At 66.6% G+C, this 21,530-nt stretch carries 24 protein-coding genes; 8 read left to right on the top strand and 16 right to left on the bottom strand.

Translation table 11 applies throughout. The features are described from left to right. Positions 1-17 precede the first annotated feature (17 nt). Positions 18-827, top strand: a complete 810-nt coding sequence (locus AABQ55_RS24450; protein WP_272807604.1) for an ABC transporter ATP-binding protein — start codon at positions 18-20, stop codon at positions 825-827. 49 nt (positions 828-876) lie between these two features. Here the strand turns inward: AABQ55_RS24450 and AABQ55_RS24455 are convergent, their stop codons facing one another. From AABQ55_RS24455 to AABQ55_RS24480, 6 genes are all read right to left on the bottom strand, one after another. Beyond that, positions 877-1,551, bottom strand: a complete 675-nt coding sequence (locus AABQ55_RS24455) for a 4-carboxy-4-hydroxy-2-oxoadipate aldolase/oxaloacetate decarboxylase (protein ID WP_272807603.1) — start codon at positions 1,549-1,551, stop codon at positions 877-879. Positions 1,552-1,645: 94 nt separating this feature from the next. Further along, positions 1,646-2,482 (bottom strand): ABC transporter substrate-binding protein, encoded by an 837-nt coding sequence (locus AABQ55_RS24460; RefSeq protein WP_244766225.1) that lies wholly within the window; start codon positions 2,480-2,482, stop codon positions 1,646-1,648. A gap of 26 nt (positions 2,483-2,508) precedes the next feature. Continuing rightward, on the bottom strand, positions 2,509-3,276 hold the full coding sequence (locus AABQ55_RS24465; RefSeq protein WP_244766224.1) for an amino acid ABC transporter ATP-binding protein: 768 nt from the start codon (positions 3,274-3,276) through the stop codon (positions 2,509-2,511). Continuing rightward, a complete protein-coding gene (locus tag AABQ55_RS24470; protein ID WP_272807602.1) occupies positions 3,273-4,025 on the bottom strand; it encodes an amino acid ABC transporter permease in 753 nt (250 codons plus the stop codon). Before AABQ55_RS24470 ends, AABQ55_RS24465 begins: the two co-directional genes overlap by 4 nt. Further along, the gene (locus AABQ55_RS24475; protein ID WP_272807601.1) at positions 4,022-4,729 is read right to left on the bottom strand and encodes an amino acid ABC transporter permease; all 708 of its coding nucleotides are present in this window, start codon (positions 4,727-4,729) and stop codon (positions 4,022-4,024) included. The genes AABQ55_RS24470 and AABQ55_RS24475 overlap by 4 nt, the downstream gene beginning before the upstream one ends. Beyond that, complete coding sequence (locus AABQ55_RS24480) at positions 4,726-5,478, bottom strand: SDR family oxidoreductase (RefSeq protein ID WP_244766221.1); 753 nt, start codon at positions 5,476-5,478, stop codon at positions 4,726-4,728. The genes AABQ55_RS24475 and AABQ55_RS24480 overlap by 4 nt, the downstream gene beginning before the upstream one ends. 150 nt (positions 5,479-5,628) lie before the next feature. Here AABQ55_RS24480 and nac point away from each other — a divergent pair, with 150 nt between their 5' ends. Continuing rightward, complete coding sequence (gene nac / locus AABQ55_RS24485) at positions 5,629-6,540, top strand: nitrogen assimilation transcriptional regulator NAC (RefSeq protein ID WP_244766220.1); 912 nt, start codon at positions 5,629-5,631, stop codon at positions 6,538-6,540. Here nac and AABQ55_RS24490 read toward each other — a convergent pair. From AABQ55_RS24490 to AABQ55_RS24525, 8 genes are all read right to left on the bottom strand, one after another. After that, positions 6,537-7,739: a pyridoxal phosphate-dependent aminotransferase gene (locus tag AABQ55_RS24490; RefSeq protein ID WP_272807600.1), complete on the bottom strand. Its 1,203-nt coding sequence runs from the start codon at positions 7,737-7,739 to the stop codon at positions 6,537-6,539. The two genes, nac and AABQ55_RS24490, sit on opposite strands and share 4 nt — an antisense overlap. A gap of 31 nt (positions 7,740-7,770) precedes the next feature. Next, a complete protein-coding gene (locus AABQ55_RS24495; protein ID WP_272807599.1) occupies positions 7,771-8,538 on the bottom strand; it encodes a LamB/YcsF family protein in 768 nt (255 codons plus the stop codon). Positions 8,539-8,547: 9 nt separating this feature from the next. Then, entirely contained in the window at positions 8,548-9,540 is a 993-nt protein-coding gene (locus tag AABQ55_RS24500) for a 5-oxoprolinase subunit C family protein (RefSeq protein WP_272807598.1), read from the bottom strand. Next, positions 9,537-10,235: a 5-oxoprolinase subunit PxpB gene (gene pxpB / locus AABQ55_RS24505; protein ID WP_272807597.1), complete on the bottom strand. Its 699-nt coding sequence runs from the start codon at positions 10,233-10,235 to the stop codon at positions 9,537-9,539. Before pxpB ends, AABQ55_RS24500 begins: the two co-directional genes overlap by 4 nt. Continuing rightward, positions 10,232-10,699: a hypothetical protein gene (locus AABQ55_RS24510; protein WP_272807596.1), complete on the bottom strand. Its 468-nt coding sequence runs from the start codon at positions 10,697-10,699 to the stop codon at positions 10,232-10,234. Before AABQ55_RS24510 ends, pxpB begins: the two co-directional genes overlap by 4 nt. Then, positions 10,686-12,053 carry an acetyl-CoA carboxylase biotin carboxylase subunit gene (locus AABQ55_RS24515; protein WP_272807595.1) on the bottom strand — a complete coding sequence of 456 codons (1,368 nt, stop codon included), beginning with the start codon at positions 12,051-12,053 and terminating at the stop codon, positions 10,686-10,688. The genes AABQ55_RS24510 and AABQ55_RS24515 overlap by 14 nt, the downstream gene beginning before the upstream one ends. Next, entirely contained in the window at positions 12,053-12,493 is a 441-nt protein-coding gene (locus AABQ55_RS24520; protein WP_272807594.1) for an acetyl-CoA carboxylase biotin carboxyl carrier protein, read from the bottom strand. The genes AABQ55_RS24515 and AABQ55_RS24520 overlap by 1 nt, the downstream gene beginning before the upstream one ends. Positions 12,494-12,565: 72 nt before the next feature. Beyond that, entirely contained in the window at positions 12,566-12,745 is a 180-nt protein-coding gene (locus AABQ55_RS24525; RefSeq protein ID WP_272807593.1) for a hypothetical protein, read from the bottom strand. A gap of 219 nt (positions 12,746-12,964) precedes the next feature. Here AABQ55_RS24525 and AABQ55_RS24530 point away from each other — a divergent pair, with 219 nt between their 5' ends. Beyond that, positions 12,965-13,858 carry a helix-turn-helix domain-containing protein gene (locus tag AABQ55_RS24530; RefSeq protein WP_272807592.1) on the top strand — a complete coding sequence of 298 codons (894 nt, stop codon included), beginning with the start codon at positions 12,965-12,967 and terminating at the stop codon, positions 13,856-13,858. A gap of 6 nt (positions 13,859-13,864) precedes the next feature. Here AABQ55_RS24530 and AABQ55_RS24535 read toward each other — a convergent pair whose 3' ends face one another. Then, complete coding sequence (locus AABQ55_RS24535) at positions 13,865-15,997, bottom strand: TonB-dependent siderophore receptor (RefSeq protein ID WP_272807591.1); 2,133 nt, start codon at positions 15,995-15,997, stop codon at positions 13,865-13,867. A gap of 294 nt (positions 15,998-16,291) precedes the next feature. Between AABQ55_RS24535 and AABQ55_RS24540 the strand changes: the two genes are divergently transcribed. Genes AABQ55_RS24540 through AABQ55_RS24560 form a run of 5 tightly spaced genes read left to right on the top strand, consistent with a single transcriptional unit; the run spans position 16,292 to position 21,240 of the window. Further along, positions 16,292-17,284: an iron-siderophore ABC transporter substrate-binding protein gene (locus AABQ55_RS24540; protein ID WP_272807590.1), complete on the top strand. Its 993-nt coding sequence runs from the start codon at positions 16,292-16,294 to the stop codon at positions 17,282-17,284. Then, positions 17,281-18,324 carry a FecCD family ABC transporter permease gene (locus tag AABQ55_RS24545; protein ID WP_272807589.1) on the top strand — a complete coding sequence of 348 codons (1,044 nt, stop codon included), beginning with the start codon at positions 17,281-17,283 and terminating at the stop codon, positions 18,322-18,324. The genes AABQ55_RS24540 and AABQ55_RS24545 overlap by 4 nt, the downstream gene beginning before the upstream one ends. Before the next feature lie 2 nt (positions 18,325-18,326). Continuing rightward, positions 18,327-19,361 (top strand): FecCD family ABC transporter permease, encoded by a 1,035-nt coding sequence (locus tag AABQ55_RS24550; protein ID WP_272807588.1) that lies wholly within the window; start codon positions 18,327-18,329, stop codon positions 19,359-19,361. Continuing rightward, a complete protein-coding gene (locus tag AABQ55_RS24555) occupies positions 19,358-20,179 on the top strand; it encodes an ABC transporter ATP-binding protein (RefSeq protein ID WP_272807587.1) in 822 nt (273 codons plus the stop codon). The genes AABQ55_RS24550 and AABQ55_RS24555 overlap by 4 nt, the downstream gene beginning before the upstream one ends. Next, positions 20,176-21,240 (top strand): DUF2218 domain-containing protein, encoded by a 1,065-nt coding sequence (locus AABQ55_RS24560; protein ID WP_272807586.1) that lies wholly within the window; start codon positions 20,176-20,178, stop codon positions 21,238-21,240. The genes AABQ55_RS24555 and AABQ55_RS24560 overlap by 4 nt, the downstream gene beginning before the upstream one ends. Before the next feature lie 27 nt (positions 21,241-21,267). Here the strand turns inward: AABQ55_RS24560 and AABQ55_RS24565 are convergent, their stop codons facing one another. Next, the gene (locus tag AABQ55_RS24565) at positions 21,268-21,492 is read right to left on the bottom strand and encodes a hypothetical protein (protein ID WP_244766205.1); all 225 of its coding nucleotides are present in this window, start codon (positions 21,490-21,492) and stop codon (positions 21,268-21,270) included. Between the last annotated feature and the right edge of the window lie 38 nt (positions 21,493-21,530).

Genomic DNA, 21,530 nt, shown 5'->3' on the forward strand with positions numbered 1-21,530 from the left:
CCACACGGAGAAACCAGATGGCTTCCGCCTCCCGCCCGGCTGCTGCCGACAATGCTTCCACGGCTCCCGCCATCGCGGTCGATGGCCTCCACAAGCGCTATGGCGCGATCGAGGTGCTGAAAGGCATCGACTTCCGCGCCCATGAGGGCGAGGTCATCTCCATCCTGGGTGCATCCGGCTCGGGCAAGTCGACCTTCCTGCGCTGTCTCAACCTCCTGGAGCTTCCGTCAGCGGGGCGGCTGCAGATCTTCGGCGAACAGGTCGATCTGCGGCAAAGCGGCGACGCCCTCCATATCGGCAATCGCAGGCAGGTGGATCGCCTGCGAACCCAGGTGGCGATGGTGTTCCAGAATTTCTGCCTCTGGAGCCACATGACCGTGCTCGAAAACCTGATGGAGGCGCCCCTCCATGTCCAACGGCGCGGTCGCGGCGAGGTGCGCGAGGAGGCGGAAGCCATGTTGCGGCGCGTCGGCTTGATCGATCGGGCAAAAGCCTATCCGGCCCAGCTGTCCGGCGGCCAGCAGCAGAGGGCGGCCATAGCGCGCGCCCTGGTCATGAAGCCCCGGGGCCTCCTCTTCGACGAACCCACCTCCGCGCTCGATCCCGAGCTCGTTGGCGAAGTGCTGAAGGTCATGCGGGATCTGGCGGCGGAAGGACGCACGATGCTGATCGTGACGCACGAAATGGCCTTCGCCCGAGACGTATCGAGCCGGATCATGTTCCTGGAGCAGGGCCGGATCAAAGCCGAAGGCCCGCCGCTGGACTTGTTCCGCGGCGGCGTCAATGAGCGCTTTGATCAATTCATCTCGCGGTTCAACCAGGCTTGAGGAATGCACGCGGCCGGGTATAGCCCGGCCTGCAGCCGCTCGATCCCGCTCACGCCTCGACGGTCAGGCCCTTGGCCTTCAGCACGGCTTCGAGCTTGCTGACCTCGATGACCGACTTGCCGGCCTTGTAGTCGGCGATGTATCCGGCTTCGGCGTCTTCGCGGGCCTGCGAGAGCCTCGCCACCTCAAGCGCCTCCCTGCGGCGCACGACGACCAGGCCGTCGGCGTCGCCGACGATGATGTCGCCGGGATGAATGAGTTCGCCGCCGACGACGATCGGGTCGTTGGTGGAGGTCAGCGTCTCCTTGACGGTGCCCTTGATGCAGACGCTGAGCGAGAATACCGGGAAGCCCAGCTCGCGCAGCTGCAGCGAGTCGCGCACGCCGCTGTCGGTCACAAGGCCGCCGATGCCCTTGGCGAGGCAGGCATTGGCGAGCACGTCGCCGAAGGAGCCGGCCTCCTCGTATTCGCCGCCCGAAACCACGATGATATCGCCGGGCTGAGCGTAGTTGATCGCGAGCTGCAGCATGATGTTGTCACGCGGCGCGCAGCGCACGGTAAAGGCCGGGCCGCAAAGCTTCATGCGGTAGTCGACCGGCTTGATGCGCGAGGAAAGCGCCCCGCGGCGACCCTGCGCCTCGTGAATGGTCGCCGGCGAGAATTTCGCAAGCGCCTCGATCTCGGCGGCGCTCGGACGAACGGGCATTTTCTTGATATGCGTCATGATTTTTCCCATGGGTAATCGTTGCGGCGGGCGCGGCGCCCGCCGCCGGGTTGCTCGATTCATGCCGGAAAGGAGGCCGCTTGCGCGCGAACCCTTACGGGATCTGGTCGAACTTCAGTTCGGAAAGCGGCACGACCTTGTCGGTGCGGGTCATCTTGTATTCGGTGTCCGGGCCGAGCCACTTGTCCCAGATCTTGTTGAGCTCGCCGCTTTCGTCCAGCTTGCGCAGGACCTCGTTGATCTTGGCCGTCAGCGCCGGCTGGTCCTGCTGCATGCCGATGCCGATCGGCTGGAACAGCATGGGCTCTTCGATCATGCGCATCTCGCGGCCCTTGGTCTTGGACTCGTTGACCAGCTTGGTCGTCGTCATGGTGTTGGCGACCATGCCGCGCGCCTTGCCCTGCTGGGCGGCGAGATAGGCGGATGCCGTGTCCTGGAACGTCAGCGGCTCGGACTTGTTGAGCTTGATCGACATTTCCGAGGTCGAGCCCTTGGTGGAGGCGATGCGCTGGCCGACATAGTCGGCTTTCGACGTGCCGGGATCATCGGCCGGAACGATCAGCATTTCCTTGGCGAGGTAATAGGGATCGCTGAACTGGATCTGCTCGGCACGGCTCTGGGTATAGGCGAGGTTCGCAACGGTGATGTCGACGCGGCCGAGCTTGACCTCCGGCACGCGGGCCTCCACCGAAACCGGCTTGATCTCGGCCTTCACGCCGAGTTCACGGGCAATGGCGCCGCACAGGTCGACGTCGAAGCCGACCATTTCGCGGGTCTGCGTATCCGGCGCGGCAAAAGGCGGCACGTCGGCGAAGGTCGCGCAGCGCAGCGTCTTGTTGGCGAGGATGTCGTCGAGCTGATCGGCCCTGGCAGGGCCGGCAAGCGCGGCGGCCGCGACGGTCGCTGCGAGGATGAGATGCTGATACGTCATTGGCTGTTCTCCTTCGTTGCTTGGTATTAGTGGCGCAGGTCCGCGAGGAAGCGCTGCGCGCGGGGATGCTTCGGGTTCTTGAAGAATTCGTCCGGCGTCGCCGTCTCGATGATCCGGCCGCCGTCGATGAACCAGATGCGGTCGGCGACGTCGCGGGCAAAGCCCATTTCGTGCGTCACGCACATCATGGTCATGCCTTCCGCCGCCAGCGACTTCATGACGCTCAGCACCTCGCCGACCATTTCCGGATCGAGCGCGCTGGTCGGCTCGTCGAAGAGCATGACGGGCGGCTCCATGGCGAGCGCCCGGGCGATGGCGACGCGCTGCTGCTGGCCGCCGGAAAGCTGCGCGGGATAGGAATTGGCCTTTTCGCGCAGGCCCACCCGGTCGAGCAGCTTCAACGCCTTCTCATGCGCCTCGGCCGCGGGCACGCCCTTCACCCGGATCGGCGACATGGCGACATTGTCGACCGCCGACAGGTGCGGGAAGAGGTTGAAGCTCTGGAAGACGAAGCCGATACGGCTGCGCAGGCGGTTCAGCTCGCGGCCCTTGAGCGGCGCGTGGATATCCTGGCCCTCGAAGAAGATCGAGCCGCTGTTGATCTCCTCCAGCCGGTTGACGGTGCGGATGAGCGTCGATTTTCCCGAGCCGGAGGGGCCGCAGATGACGACCACCTCGCCGCGCGAGACCGTGGCGTCGATGCCCTTCAGCACGTCGAAGTCTCCATAGCTCTTGCGGACATCGGCAAGCCGGATCGTCTGATCCTTCGCGGGGGCGGATACTGAAGCGGTCATGGCTGCTCCGTGGCGTTGGTGGTCAGGGAAAGCTGGCGCCGCGGGGCGGCGAGGCCGGCGCGGCGGCGGGTGATGCGCCGCTCCACGACATTGGTGAGCGCGGTCAGCGACCAGCAGATCACGTAGTAGGTGAGCGCGAGGATCAGGAAGACCTGGAAGGGCTGGGTGAGCAGTTGGTTGTTGACCTGGCTGGCGGCGAAGGTGAGGTCCGGCACGTTGATGACATAGCCGAGCGTCGTGTCCTTGATGGTCGCGACGAAGGTCGACAGCATGCTCGGGATCATGTTGTAGAGCGCCTGCGGCAGGATGACGTAGCGCATGGCGCCGAACCAGCCGTGGCCGAGGGCACGGGCCGCATCCATCTGCCCCGGTCCGAGCGCCACGATGCCGGCGCGGATGATCTCGCTGAGGAACGCCCCCTGGTAGACGACCAGCGTCGTCAGCATGGTCAGGAAGCTCGGCACGTCCGCGCCGGTCAGCAGCGGCACGAGGAAATAGCTCCACAGCACCAGCATCAGCAGCGGCACGCCGCGCGTCACATAGACCAGGACCGTGACCGGCCAGTGCAGCACGCGGTATTTCGAAAGCCGCGCAAAGGCGAGCAGGATGGCGAAGGGGAAGGCGATGACGATGCTGAGCGCCGAGAGGATCAGCGTGTTGGCAAGGCCGCCGAGCGGACCGTTCGGATATTGGCCGATGAGGAGCAGCAGCCAGTATTCGTCGATGATGGCTATGATGTCGTGGATCATCGTGCGGCTCCGTTCAGCGGGTCTGCGCGCCAGGTGAGCCAGGCTCCCCCGGCCATGATGATCAGGGAGAAGACGAGGTAGAGGACCGTGCCGATCAGGTAGATCTCGAAGGTGCGGAAGGAGAGGTTCTCGATCTCCTTGACCGCATGGCTGAGCTCCGGCGCGCCGATGACGATCGCAAGGCTCGAATTCTTGAACAGCGAGACACTGTGGTTGACGAGCGCCGGCAGCGCGTTGCGCCCCCCCTGCGGGATCAGCACGTTACGCATGGCCGAGATATAGCCGTGGCCGAGCGCGCGGGCCGCTTCCATCTGGCCGGGGCTGATCGAGCGCAGGCCGGAGCGCAGGTCCTCGCTGAAATAGGCCGCCTGGCAGAGGCCGAGGCCGACGATCGCGAAGATCATTTCCGCCGAATGGGCCGTCAGCCAGTCGGACAAGGCCGAGGGCAGGATCGTGAAAATGCCGAAATACCAGAGCATGAGCTGCACCAGCGTCGGCACGTTGCGGTGATAGGAAACGTAAGCCGCCACGATCGAATTGCCGATGCGGCCCGGCGAGAAGCGGATAGCGAGCAGCACGAGCGCAAGGCTCATCGCCAGCAGCCACGAGCAGATCGCGATGATGAAGGTCATCTCGATGCCGTGCGCCAGCATGGCCATGTATTCGGGGTTGCCGAGGATGGCGGTGAGGTCGAAGCCCTTCACGGCTGGCGCTCCTGCGGGCGGGCTGTCTGGAGTCCCCCCATCACCTGGAGCGTCGGGGTGATTTCCATATGGCCGATATTGACGGCGACGGGGGCGGCGATGGCGAAGGCGATGGCATCGGCGATGTCGGAAGCCTGGGGCAGCTCGAAGCCGTCGATGAAGCGCTCGCGGATCGACGGATCGTCGCCATGCACATGGTTGAAGATGTCGGTCGCCACACGGCCGGGGCAGATCTCCGTCACCCGCACGCGCTTGCCGAAGGTGTCGAGGCGCAGCTGGTTGGAGAGCATGGCGACGCCGGCCTTGGTGGCGTGATAGATGGAATTGCCGCCGAAATTGTAGTTGCCGGCGATCGAGGTGATGTTGACGACATGGCCGCGGTCGCGCGCCGCCATGCCGGGAGCGATCAGCCGGCAGAGGTGGAGGACGGCACGCAGGTTGACGTCGACGAGAAGGTCGATGTCGCCATCCTCCGCCTCCAGGAATTTCTTCGGCCGGTCGACGCCGGCATTGTTGACGAGGATGTCGAACTCGACCTCGCCGCAGAGCCTTGCGAGCGCCGCGCGGTCCGTGACGTCGATGGCATGGGAAATGCAGCCCGTGCGCGCGGCAAGGTCCTGCAGGGCACCCGCGCTGCGGGCGACGGCATGCACTTCGAGGCCCTCGCGACGGAGCCGTTCGACGACCGCAGCGCCGATCCCGGAGGAAGCACCGGTCACGAGCGCGGTTCTGTAGTCGGAAAAGGACATTGTGGTTCCCCTGTTGTTGAAAGCGAGAGTAGCGAAGCTTTCCGGCTCTGGATAAGACCGTTTGAATCTGGATGGATAAGGAAGCCTTATGGGCTTGCTCCCGCCCCTCGGGCCTGTAACATGCGGCACCATTCGTCACAGGCTCGGCATATGGATATCAGGCGTCTCAGATCCTTCATTGTCATCGTCGATACCGGCAGCATCACGCGCGCCGCCGACGTGCTGCACATCGCCCAACCCGCGCTCAGCCAGCAGCTTGCCGCGCTGGAGGATCATTTCCGCCAGAAGCTCCTGATCCGCAGCCAGCAGGGCGTCTCCATGACGGAGGCGGGCAAGGCGGTCTATCGCCATGCCCAGATCATCCTGCGCCAGATGGACCAGGCGCAGGCGGACGTGACGGCGGCCGGCTCCACGCTGGTCGGGCGCGTCTCGGTCGGCCTGGTGCCGTTTTCGAGCGCGGCGACGCTCTCCGTCGATCTTCTCACCGAAACGCGCAAACGCCATCCCGGCATCCTCCTGCACCTTACCGAAAGCGTCGGCCAGACCTACAGCCAGATGATCATGAACGGCCGGCTGGAAATGGCGTTGATCCACGGCACCGGGCCGATCAAGGGCGTGCGTTTCGAGCCGGTCTTCACGGAGGAATTCCATCTCGTCGCCCACAGCGATTTCGGCATGGAACCGGGCGAAACGCCGCTGCCGGTGAGCGCGCTGAACGACCTCCCCCTCCTTCTGCCGCCGCCCTACAATTTCGTGCGCCGCGCCATCGACCTCGCCTTCACCCGCGGCCGCCTGTCGCTGAACGTCGTGGCGGAAGTGGAGATCGTGCGCACGCTGGGCCGTGCCGTCAGCCGGGGCGTCGGGGCAACGATCATGCCGCGCGCCATTGCCGAGCGCATCGTCGCCGAATCCTCCGAGCCGATCGTCTCGCGCGTGTTGACGCCGCGGATTGAGGAGACGCTTTCCCTGTGCGTTTCCGACCAGAGCGAACTCTCCGAGCCCGCCCTGGCGGTGCGGTCGATCCTCATGGAGCTGACCGCACGCCTCAAGAGCCAGGGTTAGCGCAGACCCCTGCAGAATTCCGCGATGCGCCCGCAGGCCTCGTCGAGCTGCTCCATGCCGGTGGCATAGGAGATGCGGAAGAACGGGCTCATGCCATAGGCCGCGCCCTGCACGGTCGTGACGTGGTGCTCGTCGAGCAGGGCCAGCACGAAATCCGTGTCCGTCTCGATCCTGCGCCCGCCCTTGCTCGTCCTGCCGATGAGTTCGGCGATGTTCGGGAAGACGTAGAAGGCCCCTTCCGGCTTGTGGCAGCGGATGCCCTCGATCTCGCCGAGCCGTTCCACGACGAAGTCGCGCCGTGTCTTGTAGATCGCCGCCCGCTCCTTCAGGAGATCCTGCGGCCCGTCGAGCACGGCCGCGACGGCAGCCTGCGTGATGGTCGAGGTGCCGCCGCTGTTCTGGCCGTTGACATTGCTGATCGCCCTGATGAGATCCTTCGGCCCGCCGCAGAAGCCGAGGCGCCAGCCGGTCATCGCATAGGCCTTGGACGCGCCGTTGACCGTCAGCACGCGATCCTTCAGCAGCGGCTCCACCTCGGCGATGGTGCAGAACTCGAAGCCGTCATAGATCAGGTGCTCGTACATGTCGTCGGTCATGATCCAGACATGCGGGTGCTTCAGCATCACCTCGGCGATGGCCTTCATTTCCGCCCGCGAGCAGGCGGCGCCCGTCGGATTGTTCGGAAAATTGAGGAACAGCCATTTGGTGCGCGGCGTGATCGCGGCGTCAAGGTCCTCGGCGCGCAGCTTGAAGCCGTTCTGCTGCGGGCAGTCGACCGGCACCGGCACGCCGCCGGAAAATTTCACGATATCCGCGTAGCTAATCCAGGAGGGCGACGGGATGACGACTTCGTCACCCGGATTGCAGGTGGCCATGACGGCGTTGAAGATGATCTGCTTGCCGCCGCCGGCAACGACGATCTCCGAGGGGTCGTAGTCGAGATTGTTGTCCCGCTTGAACTTGCGGGAAATCGCCTGGCGCAGCGCCGGCGTGCCGTCGAGCGGCGGGTACTTCGTATCGCCGGCCAGCGCCGCGGCATGGCCCGCCTCGATGGCGTTGGCGGGGGTCGCGAAATCTGGCTCGCCGGAGGACAGGCTGATGACCCTGACACCCTTGGCCGCGAGGTCGCGGGCGCGCTGGGTCATGGCGGCGGAGGCGGAGACGGAAACGTTCTTCAGACGGTCGGCAATGGCGGGCATGGCAGTTGCTTTCGATGGAGCGGAGAAAAGATCAGCGCAGAAGCTTCGAGACGGGCGTTATAGTGCCGCCGGCCGCCTCGATTTCGCTGCGCACGGTGCGGGCAAGCTCGAGCGAGCCGGGCGTATCGCTGTGGACGAGGATGGACCGCGCCCGCATGGGGATGACGGTCCCGTCGATGGCCGTGACGGTGCCATGAAGGAGGAATTGCCGCACGCGGGCGCGAACCGAAGCCTCGTCCTTGACGAGCGCGCCGGGCTGGCCGCGCGGCACGAGTGCGCCTTTCGCGTCATAGGCGCGGTCGGCGAGGAAGAGGGTCAGCGTCTTCAGCCCGGCCTCGATGGCCGCGCCCTCGATCACGCTGCCCGCCGTGGCGAAGACGATGAGGTCGTCATCGACCATGCGGATCGCCTGCATCATCGCGGCGGCGAGCGCCGGGTCGCGGTTGACCATGTTTCCCATGGCCGCATGGAAGCTGACATGGGAGACCGTGACGCCCTCGGCCTTGGCGATCGCGGTCAGCGCACCGAGCTGATAGAGCATCTGCTGGCGCAGCTCGTCCGGCCCGAAAGGCAGTTCCCGGCGGCCGAATCCCTGGCGATCCGGCAGGCCGGGATGGGCACCGACATCGACGCCCCTTTCCCGTGCCAGACGAACCATGCGCACCATCGTGTCGGGATCGCCGGCATGGAAGCCGCAGGCGATGTTGGCGGAGGTGACGACACCCATCATCGCCGCGTCGTCGCAGAGCCGGTAGGGGCCGAAGCCCTCGCCCATGTCGGAATTGAGGTCGACCTGCATGTTTATCTCCTAAGCCATGCCTGCAAGCGCCTGGCGCACCAGCCGGGCAGTCTTGTGCACATCTGCGATATAGGCCGCGAGCGCCCGTTCCGCGGCCCTTGCTTCCGCATGCGTCGCCGGGACGAAGCGCAGCAGCGAGCCGATGCGCGCCTGCCCGAGCCGCCACAGGTCGGCTTCGATGACGCCCGCGATCTTGGGATAGCCGCCCGCCGTGTTGGCGTCGCTCATCTGGACGATGGGTTCGCCCGCCGGCGGCACCTGGATGACGCCGGGCACGACGCCGTGCGAGCGCATCTCCACCACCTCGGTGGGATGGATCGGGTCGCCGCTCAGCCGATAGCCGGTGCGGTCGCTGCGCGCGGAAATCTTCCACACCTGGCGCCAGAAGCGCTGCGCGTCCGCGCCGAACAGATCATGCTCGCCGGCAGGCAACGCACGAATGAGCAATGCACCGCCCTCCGCGACGGGGAAGGCATCCTTCAGCGCCACTGCCGGCGGCACGACCCCGAAGCCGCCCTTGGGCAGGAAGCCATCGGCGGCCCTGTCCGTCGCGACATGGTCGCCCGTTGCAAGCACCCGGCCCTGAAGCCCGCCGAAGCCGCCGCGCAGCGACGTGCTGCGCGAGCCCATGACCGGTGCCACAGCCACCCCGCCGGCAAGGCAGAGATAGGCCCGCGCATCCTTCAGCGGCGGGAAGAGCTCCAGCATCTGGCCCGGCGCCGCCCCGGCCGTCCACCAGGGCGGCAGCGGCACGCCATCGAGCGTCGCGCGGCAGTCCGCGCCGGTGATGGCAAAAGCACCGCCCTCCGAAAAGCGCACCCGGAAGGGAAAGGTCTGCACTTCGATGCCGGCTGCGCCGGGCGCGTTGCCGAGAAGCACATTGCCGATCCTGAGCGCGAGCGGGTCCATTGCACCTGAGGCCGTGACGCCGATGTTGCGGTAACCGGGCCGGCCGAGGTCCTGGACCGTGTTCAACGGTCCCGTTGCGACGATCTCGATCACAGCTCGATCCTTTCGGGGCGGAAACGCACGGTATCGCCGGGGGCCATGACCGCCGGGGCCGCGGCCATGGGATCGAACATCTGGAGCTCGGCAAAGCCGATGGAATTCCAGCCGTTCGGCCCGGTCAGCACGGCAACGCCCGTCTGCATGCCGCCGATGGTCACCGAGCCGCGCGCCATGTGGAGCGATGGCACGGTCTTGCGCGGCATGTGGATGCGCGGATCGAGCCCGTGCAGGTAGCCGAAGCCCGGCGCGCTGCCGAGCGCGAAGACACGGTAGGTACCCTCATGGTGGATGCGCACCACCTCCCGGTCGGAAAGGCCCGAAAGGTCGCACAAGGCCGGCAGGTCGCCCGCATGCTCGCCGCCATAAGTGACGGCGATCTCGATTTCGCGGCCCGCAAGATCGACGCCCCGCGCACGCCGCCATTCCTCCTGCAACGCATGGACGACCGCCTCCGGCGTTTCCGGCGTCTCCTTGAGGATGACCAGCAGGTTCGTCATGCCCGGCACGATCTCGGCTACCTCCGGACGGGTTTCGAGCGCATGGGAGAGCGCCCAGATGCGCCGCTGGGTCGGCAGGTCGAAGGCGCCGGGCGCCTCGATGAGGAAGGCGCGCGTGCCGATGAAGGAGATTCTTGCCAGTTCGTCCGTATCCGGCACGATGGACGCGGGTGCGGCTTGCTGAAAGCTCATCGGGAAGGCTCCATCGTCAGGACGGCGTCGCCGTAGCCGATCAGGCCGTCGGCACGGGCATGGATTTCGCCGACCATCCCGGCCTTGGAGGCGATCACCGGCAACAATACCGGGCCGACCTCGACAAAGCCGGCAATGGCGCCGGCTTCGAGCGCCCTGCCCGCGCCGGCAAGCGGCCCGGTCTCCATAGCGGCGGGATGCCTGTCGCGGAAGAGGCCCGCCATCGGCGCCCTGACGGCATGGCCTTCCGGGCGAACCGCCGGCGCTTCGGGCACAGTTTCGGCGATGCGCACGGCGCGCGCGCCGGCAGCAAGAACGATCTTCAGCCCGCCGCCATCCGGCGTGACGATTTCAAGCGCGTTCGCGCCGGAGCCTTCCAGCCAGCCGGCCAAGGTGGAGATAAGGGCGGGATCGGAGAGATCGCCGATCGTGTTCCGACCCGTCGAGCGGTCACGCCTCGCCACGGGGTTCCTCCCTCAGCCGCTTTTCAAGATGATGGATATCGACGCAGCCGCGCACGAAATCGGGATCGGCAAAGATCCGTTCGTGCAGCGGAAGATTGGTCGCGATGCCTTCGATGCGGGTCTGGGACAGGGCCACCTGCATGCGGCGGACGGCATCTTCACGGGTCGGCGCATGGACGATCACCTTGGCGATCAGCGAATCGTAATAGGGCGAAACGCGATATCCTGCGGAGACATGCGTATCGACGCGGATGCCCGGACCGCTCGGGAAGCGCACCGCGGTGATGCGCCCCGGCGCGGCGACGAAGGTTTCGGGGTCCTCGGCATTGACGCGGCACTCGAAGGCATGGCCGCGCGCCGTGCCGGCAAAGCGGCTTGCCTCCAGCACCGCGCCCTGCGCCACGCGCAGCTGCTCGTGCACGAGATCGACGCCCGCCGTCATCTCGGTGACGGGATGTTCGACCTGCAGGCGGGTGTTCATCTCGATGAAATAGAACTCGCCGTTCTCGTAGAGGAACTCGAAGGTGCCGACGCCGCGATAGCCGATCTGCCGGCAGGCCTCCGCGCAGCGCGCGCCGATCCGCTCGGCAAGCTCGGGCGCGATGCCCGGCGCCGGCGCTTCCTCCACCACCTTCTGGTGGCGGCGCTGGACGGAGCAGTCGCGATGGCCGACCCAGACGGCATTGCCGTGATTGTCGCAGAGCACCTGGAATTCGACGTGGCGCGGATGCTCCAGGAATTTCTCCATGTAGAGCTCGGGCCTGCCGAAGGCGCGCCGCGCTTCCTCGCGGGTGATGGCGACGGCATCGGCCACCTCGGCGCTCTCGCGCACGACGCGCATGCCCCGTCCGCCTCCCCCGCCGGCAGCCTTGATGATGACCGGATAGCCGATCTCCCCGGCAATCGCCCGCACCGCCTCGACACGCTCCGGCAACGGTTCGCCCGGCCCCGGCACGCAGGGCACGCCGGCCGCCATCATCGCCCGCTTGGCGGCGATCTTGTCGCCCATGATGCGGATCGCGGAAGCCGGCGGGCCGATGAAGATGAGCCCCGCCGCTTCCACCGCCTCGGCGAAGTCGGCATTTTCCGACAGGAACCCGTAGCCCGGATGGACCGCCTCGGCGCCTGTCACACGGGCTGCGAGCAGAATCGCCGCCTGGTTGAGATAGCTGCGCGACGGCGCGGAGGGCCCGATGGCCAGCGGCCCGCCCTCGTCCGGCCTGGCGCGGCCCGCCCTGTCCGCCTCGGAAGCGATGAGGACCGGCCGCAGCCCGAGCTCCAGGCAGGCACGCTCGACGCGTACGGCGATCTCGCCGCGATTGGCGATGAGAACGGAGGTGAAGGGCGCGCCCATCAGACGATCTCCACGAGCGGATCGCCGAAGCCGACATCCTGCCCGTCTTCGAAAAAGATGCGCTTGACCTTTCCTCCGAAGGGCGCACTCACCGTGGTGAAGACCTTCATCGCCTCGACGATACAGAGCGGCTGGCCCGCCCCGACCGCGTCGCCGACGGCGATCAGCGGCGCAGCACCGGGATTCGCGGCCTGATGGAGGACGCCGGCCATGGCCGAACGCACGATCCGCGCATCCTCCTCATCGTTTTTCTCGGCCGGCTCTGCCGAGGTGGAGGCGGACGAAGCCTGCGGTTCCAGCACCCCAGGCACACGATCGGCCGCCGCCGTCTGCGAAGCGTTCCGAATGACGACCGTCGTGCCTGCTTCACTGACCGTCAGTTCCGAGATACGCGAGCGACCGACGAAATCGAGAAGCGTCTTGATCTTTTCAAGATCCATGGTTTTCCCCAGGGCACGGCAGAACCGGCACATGGCCACAGCGGCCAACCCTCCGGTCCGATTGGGAAAACCTTACACAGCATCGCGATTGATGGGGGCAGACAAACTTTCAATATCGATGCGAATGAACTCGACCGCCGCACCGGCATCCACAACCGGGCGCACAAGGCGCAAGGCAAATGGGCCAGCGTCATGGCCCACCTCAAATTTGCGCTGCCGTTGCGGATGGTTCACCCGGCCGGGCATCGTCATTGCCCGCCCCTGCATTCTGCTCTAAGCATGTTTCAAGCGCGCAAACGGCTTTGGCAGCCCGACCGCTGCCTTGGCGTCTTGCCCTGCCAAAAAAACATGATAGTTTTAATCATCTTTTTTAAGGGGCATAGCGCGCCCAGCAGCGGGGTCGTCGCGCTCCGCCTGACCCAAACGCATGGAGACATGCGAGGACTGCTCGAACATGGGTGGCTTTGAACGGTGAACTACCAGCACGCAATGACCTGCCATACAGAAGGCATCAAGGTGCTCGCGCCGGTGAAATGGCGCAGCCTCGATGGGCTGGTGGGCGTCTTCTGGGATGCGGAGGGCTATTCCGGCGCGCGAGGCTACTACCTTTCGCCCGATCCGCGCATCGTGATCTTCTTCAACGACGTGTCGCCGCACATCAAGATGACCAACCGCGAAGGCGGCATGATCGAGCATTCCCGCCCGATGACCCGGGCCGTCTACGTGCCGGCCGGCGTGCCGCTCTGGACGAGCTTCACCTCCGCGCACCGCTTCTCCCATCTCGACCTGCACCTCCACAAGGACCGCATGCTGCGCTTCCTGTCGCCCGCGGTCGGCACGTCGGCGGCACTCGCCGCCTTGCGCCGGCCGGTGGAGATCCAGGATGTCGGGGCGATCGAGACGCTGGCAGGCCTCCTGGTCGACGAAGTGTCGAACCCGGCGAAACACGCGCTCTATGCCGAGAGCCTGGTCGGCACGATCGTCAGCGGCCTGCTCGACATCCAGGACCTCGGCGGCGAGCTGCAGAACGGCCGGCTCACCCAGGCGCAGATGAACCGGCTGGTCGCCCGCGTCAACGCCCGCAGCGACGGCCGGCTGACCGTCGCGGAAATGGCCGAGACGGTCGGCCTCTCGGAGAGCTGGTTCGCCAATGTCTTCAAGCAGACGACCGGCAAGACGCCGCTGCAGTGGCAGCTCGGCAAGCGCATCGACCTTGCGCAGAAACTGCTGGTCGAAAGCGAGCTGACCATCGCCGACATCGCCGCCCAGCTCGGCTTTTCCGATCAGGCGCACCTCACCAAGGCTTTCCGGCAGATCGCCGGCGAGACACCCGCCGCCTGGCGGCGGGTGCAGCAGGGCCGCTGACCTGTTTCACCAGGTCTGGCGCAGCGTCGCCGAGATCGAGCGGCCCGGATTGTAGAAGTCTGCGCCGAAGCCGCCGTAATCGACATGCTTGCGGTCGAAGAGGTTGGAGACGTTCACTTCGAGGGAGGTGTTCTCGAACACCTTGTAGGTGAAGGCCGCGTCGACGACGAAGTTGCTGCCCGTCTTCACCGTGTTCGCGTCGTTGAAGTAGTAGGAACCGGTATAGCGGCCTCCGAGGCCGAAGGTCATGTCGCCGCGCTTGCCGTCGCCTTCGAGCAGGTAGTTGACCCAGAGCGAGGCGGTATGCTTGGGCACATGGTAGGGCCGGTTGCCTTCGTTGCCGGCCGTGCCGTTCTCGACGATCTCGGCGTCGAGATAGGAGTAGCCGGCCGTCAGGCTCCAGTTCGGCGTCAGCTCCGCCTTCGCCTCAAGATCGAAGCCCCGCACCCGCACCTCGCCGATCGTCTCCTGCAGGTTCGTCGCCGGGTTGGTGCGCGTGATGTTGTTCTTCGTCAGGTCGTAGATCGAGGCCGTGATGAGCGCCGGGAAGGCGTTCGGCTGGTATTTCACCCCAAGCTCGATCTGTTCGCCGCGCTCCGGCTCGATGCCAATGGAGGGCGCCGCGACGGATTCGGCATAGCTGACGAAGGGCGCGATCTCGTCGGTGACGCGATAGGTGAGGCCGATGCGCTTCGTCAGCTCGCTGAAGTCGCCCTCGCTCTCCACGCCCGTCAGCCTGTTCGTCTCGCTGAGGTCGAGCCAGTCGTTTCGAAGGCCCGCCGTGACGATGAACTTGTCCCAGAAGGTCAGTTCCTGCTGGATATAGAGCGCCTTGCCCGTCTGGTCGCTGCGCGTGCTGGCGATCAGCGGCAGGTCGGTGGGCCGACCCGTATAGGTCGGGTTCGTCCAGTCGATGCCGGGCGCCGGCCCCCACCAGGTGCCGTTGTCGCCCTTCATGTCGTTGTATTCGACGCCGACCAGGGTGCGGCTGCCCACCGCGTCGAAACTCGCCTCGTATTGCAGATGCGCGTCGATGATGAACTGCCGGTTCGTGGCCTCGTTGCCGAAGAAGGCACGCGACGCCGTCGTCGAGCCGTCCGTCGGCGTCGCGGAAATATAGGCGTAGCCGAAATCGGTGTCGGACTTGCTGTAGCGTGCATTCGCGCCGAAGGTCAGGCCCGAGCCGAAATCATGATCGAACATCACGCTGACCGTGTCGCGGTTCGTACCGCGATAATTGTAGTCCGGTTCGCCGAAGAAGCGGCTGCGGTCGAAATCCGTGCCGACCGGATGGCCGCCGCTGCCGGGCACGCCGTCCTTGTTCAGATGATCGTAGACGATGGTGAGGCTGGTCGCGTCCGTCGGACGCCAGGTGAGCCCGCCCATGAAGAACTTCTCGTCGTCCCGCGAGTGGTCGTATTCCGCGTCCGCATCGCGCAGCTTGCCGGTGAAGCGATAGGAAAGCGTGTCGTCGGCCGTCAGGTTATCGCCGAAGTCGAAGCCCACTTCCTTGCGGCCGAACGAGCCGCCGGTGACATAGGCCTCGCCGAATTTCTCGCTTCTCGGACGCTTCGTCACATAGTTCACGGCGCCGCCGGGATCGGAGACGCCGAAGGTCGTGGAGTTCGCGCCCTTCAGCACCTCGACCCGTTCGAAGGCATAGGCCTCCTCCCGCACGCCGCCGAAGGGACGGCCGAGAATGAGCCCGTCGCGGTAGGTCGTCGCGTCGAAGCCGCGGATCTTGAAGAAATCGTAGCGGTCATCCGAACCATAGAAGTCCGTGGTGACGCCGGCCGTATATTGCAGCACTTCCTCGACGGTCTCGGCGCCGCGCAGCTGGATTTCCTTGGCCGTGATGACGGAAACCGTCGCCGGCGTGTTCAGGATCTCCGTCGCCATCCGCCCGCCCGCGGTCGTCTTCTTCGCGACGATCGACTTGGCATCATTGTCGACGCCCGCGGCGGAGCCGTCGCCATCGACGGTGATCGTCTCGAGAACCGTGGTGGAGCCCGCCTCCGCCTGCTGGGCTAACGAAACGGAAGGCGCAAGGGCGACGAGCGCGGTGCAGCCAAGAAGGACCGCGGTCCTCAAGCGGGTGAGAGGCTGTCGATTGGCGGCGCCGGTCGTCTTGATGTCCATCATCGTGTTCCAGAAATTGAAGTTGCGCTCGCCGGCGCACGGCAGGCCATGCCGGACACCAGCCGGAACAAGGATAAACCCCGCGCATCCAGAACCCCCTCAGGTCGATGCGACTGTCCCTTGGAAATCGGCAATAACTTGAGACGTATTATCCAGTATTGTAGATTTCCATGGTTTTGTACGAAACCCCGGAAACTTCGCCGCTCTCCCGCCGCAAGGTACGCGTTCGCCTTGACGCCGCCCGATGAACCTGAAACGGAAACTCCACTTTAAACGCCCTGGAGGGTTTCGCCAATGTCGCGGCTTTCGCGCTTTCCCCTGATCCTTCTCGCCGCCTGCCTCTGGATCGTGACGACAGTGCGGGCCGCGGACGAAACCACCTATCCGATCGTCATAGAACATGCCTTCGGAACGACGACGATCGCCAGGAAGCCGGAGCGCGTGGCGACGGTCGCCTGGGCGAACCATGAAGTGCCGCTGGCGCTCGGCGTCGTGCCTGTCGGCTTTGCCGCGGCCAATTTCGGCGACGACGACGGCGACGGCCTGCTGCCCTGGGTGGCGGAGAAGCTGAAGGAACTCGGCGGCGAAAAACCCGTCCTGTTCGACGAAGGCGACGGCATCGATTTCGAGGCTGTCGCCGCCACAAGGCCGGACGTCATCCTTGCCGCCTATTCCGGCCTCAGCCAGGCGGATTACGAGACGCTGAGCCAGATCGCCCCCGTCGTCGCCTATCCGCAATCGGCCTGGTCGACCGACTGGCGCGAGATGATCCGGCTCAACAGCACCGGGCTCGGCATGGCGAAGGACGGCGAGGCGCTGATCGTGCGCATCGAGAAGGAGATCGCCGATACGGTCGCGGGCTACCCGGTCCTCAAGGGCAAGTCGGCGATCTTCGTCACGCATCTCGATGCGACCGACCTCAGCACCGTGAATTTCTACACCGCCAACGACACGCGCATAAAATTCTTCGGCGATCTCGGGCTCATCTCCCCGAAAAGCGTGCTGGCTGCAACGAAGCCGGGGCAGTTCGCCGCCAGCGTCAGCGCCGAACAGGTCGACGCCTTCGACGATGTCGATATCGTGGTTAGCTATGGCGGCATGCCGCTGCTCGACGCCGTGAAGGCCGATCTCCTGCTCTCGCGCATGCCGGCCGTCAGCAAGGATGCGCTCGTCATGCTCGGCCGCGACCCGGTCGGCACCGCGGCCAACCCGACGCCGCTGTCGATCTCCTGGGTGCTGAAGGACTATGTCGCGCTTCTTGCCGAAGCCGCCGGGAAGGCGAAATGAGGCCTGACGCCGCCACGGCGCGCAGCGTGCCGGCGCCCGCCGGGCGCCTCCGCCGGCTGCGCTCCCTGTGGCTACTGCTGGTCGCCGCCGCACTCCTCGTGCTCGTCGCGCTGTCCGTCGCGATCGGCACGCGGGACGTTGGCCTCGGCGATATTACCTCGGCGCTCGGCGGCAAGGTCGAGACGATCGGCGAGGCGGCAGTGGCGATGCGCATTCCCCGCACGTTCCTGGCGCTTCTCGCCGGGGCGGCGCTCGGCCTCGCCGGCGCGATCATGCAAGGCGTCACGCGCAATCCGCTTGCCGATCCCGGTATCCTGGGCGTCAACATGGGCGCATCGCTCGCGGTGGTGGTCGGCGTCGCGTGGTTCCACATCGAAACCGCCCATGCCTATATCGTCACCGCCATCCTCGGCGCGGGGGCGGCAGCGATCTTCGTCTACGTCATCGGCTCGCTCGGACGCGGCGGCGCGACGCCGCTGAAACTGGCGCTTGCCGGCGCCGCGACGTCCGTCGCCTTCTCCTCGCTGGTCATCGCGGTCGTGCTGCCGCGAGCCGACATCGCCGGCGGCGTGCGTGCCTGGCAGATCGGCGGCGTCGGCGGAGCGACCTTCGAGCGGATCTATCCGATCCTGCCGTTCCTTGCGGCCGGCTTCGTCATCAGCCTCCTCTCCGCCCGCAAGCTGAACGCGCTCGCGCTCGGCGACGAGCTCGCCGCCGGCCTCGGCGAACACGTCGCAACGACCCGCGCCGTCGCCGCCTTCGGCGCGATCCTGCTGTGCGGCGCGACGACGGCGGTCTGCGGGCCGATCGGCTTCCTCGGCCTTGTCGTACCGCATCTCGCCCGTCTTCTGACCGGCAGCGACCATCGCTGGCTGCTGCCCTTTTCCGCCCTCGGCGGTGCCTGCCTGCTGATCGCCGCCGATATCGTCGGGCGCATCGTGGCGCGGCCGGCCGAACTCGACGTCGGCATCGTGACGGCCCTTCTCGGCGCGCCGTTCTTCATCTGGATCGTTCGCCGCCAGCGGGTGCGGGACCTTTGACCATGCTTGCGCCCCTCGTCGATTCCATCGTCCTGAACCGCCGCCGCCGCGCCCGACGGCATCGGCTCGTCATCGGCCTCCTCCTTGTGCTGGTCGCCGCGACCTTCGTGCTGACCCTGCTGCTCGGCCAGTCCTTCACCCCGCCGCGGGACATTCTTCGCACGCTGATGGGCGAGGACGTGCCGGGCGTCGCCTTCACGGTCGGCCAGCTCCGGCTGCCGCGCGCCATCCTCGCCATCCTCGCCGGCCTCAGCTTCGGCCTCGGCGGCGTCGCCTTCCAGATCATGCTGCGCAACCCGCTGGCCAGCCCCGACATCATCGGCATCAGCTGGGGCGCGAGCGCCGCGGCGGTGTTCGCGATCGTCGTGCTCGGCCTCTCGGGGCCGATCGTGTCGATCCTCGCCGTTTCCGCCGGGCTCGGCGTGGCGCTCCTGGTCTACGCCCTCTCCTTCCGCAACGGCGTTGCCGGCACGCGGCTCATCCTCGTCGGCATCGGCGTCTCGGCCATGCTGGAGAGCGTCATCGCCTACATCCTCTCCACCGCCCCCGCCTGGACCCTGCAGGAAGCCCTGCGCTGGCTGACCGGCAGCGTCAACGGCGCGCAGCTCGGCCAGACCCTGCCGCTCCTCGTCGCGCTCGCCCTCTTCGGCGGCCTGCTGCTCTCCCGCGCCCGCGATCTCGAAGCCCTGCGGCTCGGCGACGACACGGCCGCCGCGCTCGGCGTCCGGGTCGGCCGCACCCGCGTGCTGATCATCATCGCCGCCGTCGGCATGATCGCAAGCGCCACCGCCATTTCGGGGCCGATCGCCTTCGTCGCCTTCCTCTCCGGGCCGATCGCCGCCCGTATCGTCGGCAACAACGGTTCGCTGCTCGTTCCCGCCGCGCTCACCGGCGCGGCGCTGGTGCTGGTCGGGGATTACTGCGGCCAGTTCCTGCTGCCGAGCCGCTATCCCGTCGGCGTCGTCACCGGCGCGCTCGGCGCGCCCTACCTGATTTTCCTGATCGTGCGCGTCAACCGGTCCGGAGGTTCCCTATGAAACCGCACACCCTCCTCGCCAGCGGCCTTTCGGCCGGCTATGGCGAAACCCTCATCCTCGACGGGCTGGATCTTGCCGTGCCGCCGGGCAGGATCACCGTCATCGTCGGGGCGAACGCCTGCGGCAAGTCCACGCTGCTGCGCACCCTGTCGCGCCTGCTGCCGGCCAGGAAGGGCCAGGTGCTGCTCGACGGCAAGTCGATCCACCGCATCCCCTCGCGTGACCTTGCCCGCACGCTCGGCCTCCTGCCGCAATCGCCGATCGCGCCAGAGGGCATCACCGTCGCCGACCTCGTCAGCCGCGGGCGGCATCCGCACCAGGGCGTCTTCTCCCGCTGGACGCGCGAGGACGACGAAGCGGTGGCCGCCGCGCTTGCGGCAACGAAGACCGACGATCTTTCGGAACGGCCGATCGACGAGCTTTCCGGCGGCCAGCGCCAGCGCGTCTGGATCGCCATGGCGCTCGCCCAGCAGACGGACCTCCTGTTGCTCGACGAACCGACCACCTTCCTCGACATCAGCCACCAGATCGAGGTGCTGGACCTTTTGACCGATCTCAACCAGACGCGCGGCACGACCATCGTCATGGTGCTGCACGACCTCAACCTCGCCGCCCGCTACGCCGACCATCTCGTCGCGATGGCGAAGGGCCGGCTGCATGTCGCCGGCCCGCCGGAGGCCGTGCTGACCGAAGACCATGTGCGGCAGGTTTTCGGCCTCGAAAGCCGCATCATCACCGACCCGACCTCGGGCCGCCCGACCATGCTGCCGATCGGCCGTCACCGCATGATCGCCCCAGCCATCAAGGAGCCCCTATGAACGCCCTCCCGGAATTCAAGCTCACCGGTGTCGCGCTGCCGAAGGATGCGCCCAAGATGCTCGACGAGGTGTGCGAACATTTCGTCGAACATGCCGAGGTGCGACGCACGGAAAACGCCGCGACGCTGACAAGCGAGATCGGCGTCGCCCATATGCGCCTCGACGGCGGCCGGCTCTTCATCGACCTCGCCTGCCCGAGCGACGGGGCGCTCCAGATGAGCCGCACGGTCATCGCCGAGCATCTCTTCTATTTCGCCGGCGAGGACCCGCTGGAGCTCACCTGGTCCGAGCCGGCGACGCGCACGCGGCTCGCCAATCTCCATGAGGTGACGGTCGTCTCCGCCGAGGACGTGACGCCGCATATGCGGCGCGTCGTCTTCGCCTGCGCGGACGTCAACCCCTTCATCGGCGGCGGCATGCATGTGCGCCTGCTCGTTCCGCCGAAAGGCCGGGCGCCGGTCTGGCCGGGATTGCGCGACGACGGCCGCATCGCCTGGCCGGAAGGCGAGGACGCGCTTCTCGTGCGCGTCTACACGATCCACGCCGTCGACGCCGAGCGCGGCGAACTCTGGATCGACTTTCTCCAGCATCCCGTGCCCGGCGTTCCGACGCCCGGCGCCGATTTCGCCCGCGATGCGCAGCCGGGGGACAGGCTCGCCCTGCTCGGCCCCGGCGGCGGTGACCTGCCGCAGGCCGGGACCATCTTCCTTGCCGGCGACGAAAGCGCCCTGCCCGCCATCGCCCGCATCGCCGCCGAAGTTCCGGCAGGCACCCGCATGCAGGCGATCATCGAGGTGGCGGATGCCGCGGAGGAACAGCCGCTGCCCACCGCCGGAACGCTCGACGTGCGCTGGCTGCATCGCACGACCTATGCCGCGGGCGCCAGAAACGTGCTCGCGCGGACGACGATAGAAGCACTTTCCGCCGTCGACGGCGACACCTTCGTATGGGTCGCCTGCGAGCGGGAGGACGTCCGGCTCGTCCGCGCCTTCCTCAAGGGCCGCGAACACGACCGCAAGCGCATCTACGCCGCATGGTACTGGGAGCGCGAAAACACCTGACGGCGGGCCTTCTTCCCGCCGGCCACGCTATTCGTCTTCCTCCTCCTCGTCGGAAGACAGCAGATCGACGAGCATGGCCACCCTGCCCGACGGCAGATGCCGGCCCTCTCCCATGAAGGCCTCGTCATTGTTGATCCACGCCCATGCCTCGGCAAGCTCGGCTTGCGTGGCTCCCGTCGCAACGACCTCGGTCACGAGCGTTTGATCGACCGGACCAAGGACGGCGGCGACGTCCTGCGAAGTCATCGTCATTTCCCGTTCTCCCTTGTAGCATCCGCGATACCTGTCGA

Source organism: Shinella sp. WSD5-1, assembly GCF_963942435.1.
GTDB classification, from domain to species: Bacteria; Pseudomonadota; Alphaproteobacteria; order Rhizobiales; family Rhizobiaceae; genus Shinella; species Shinella yambaruensis.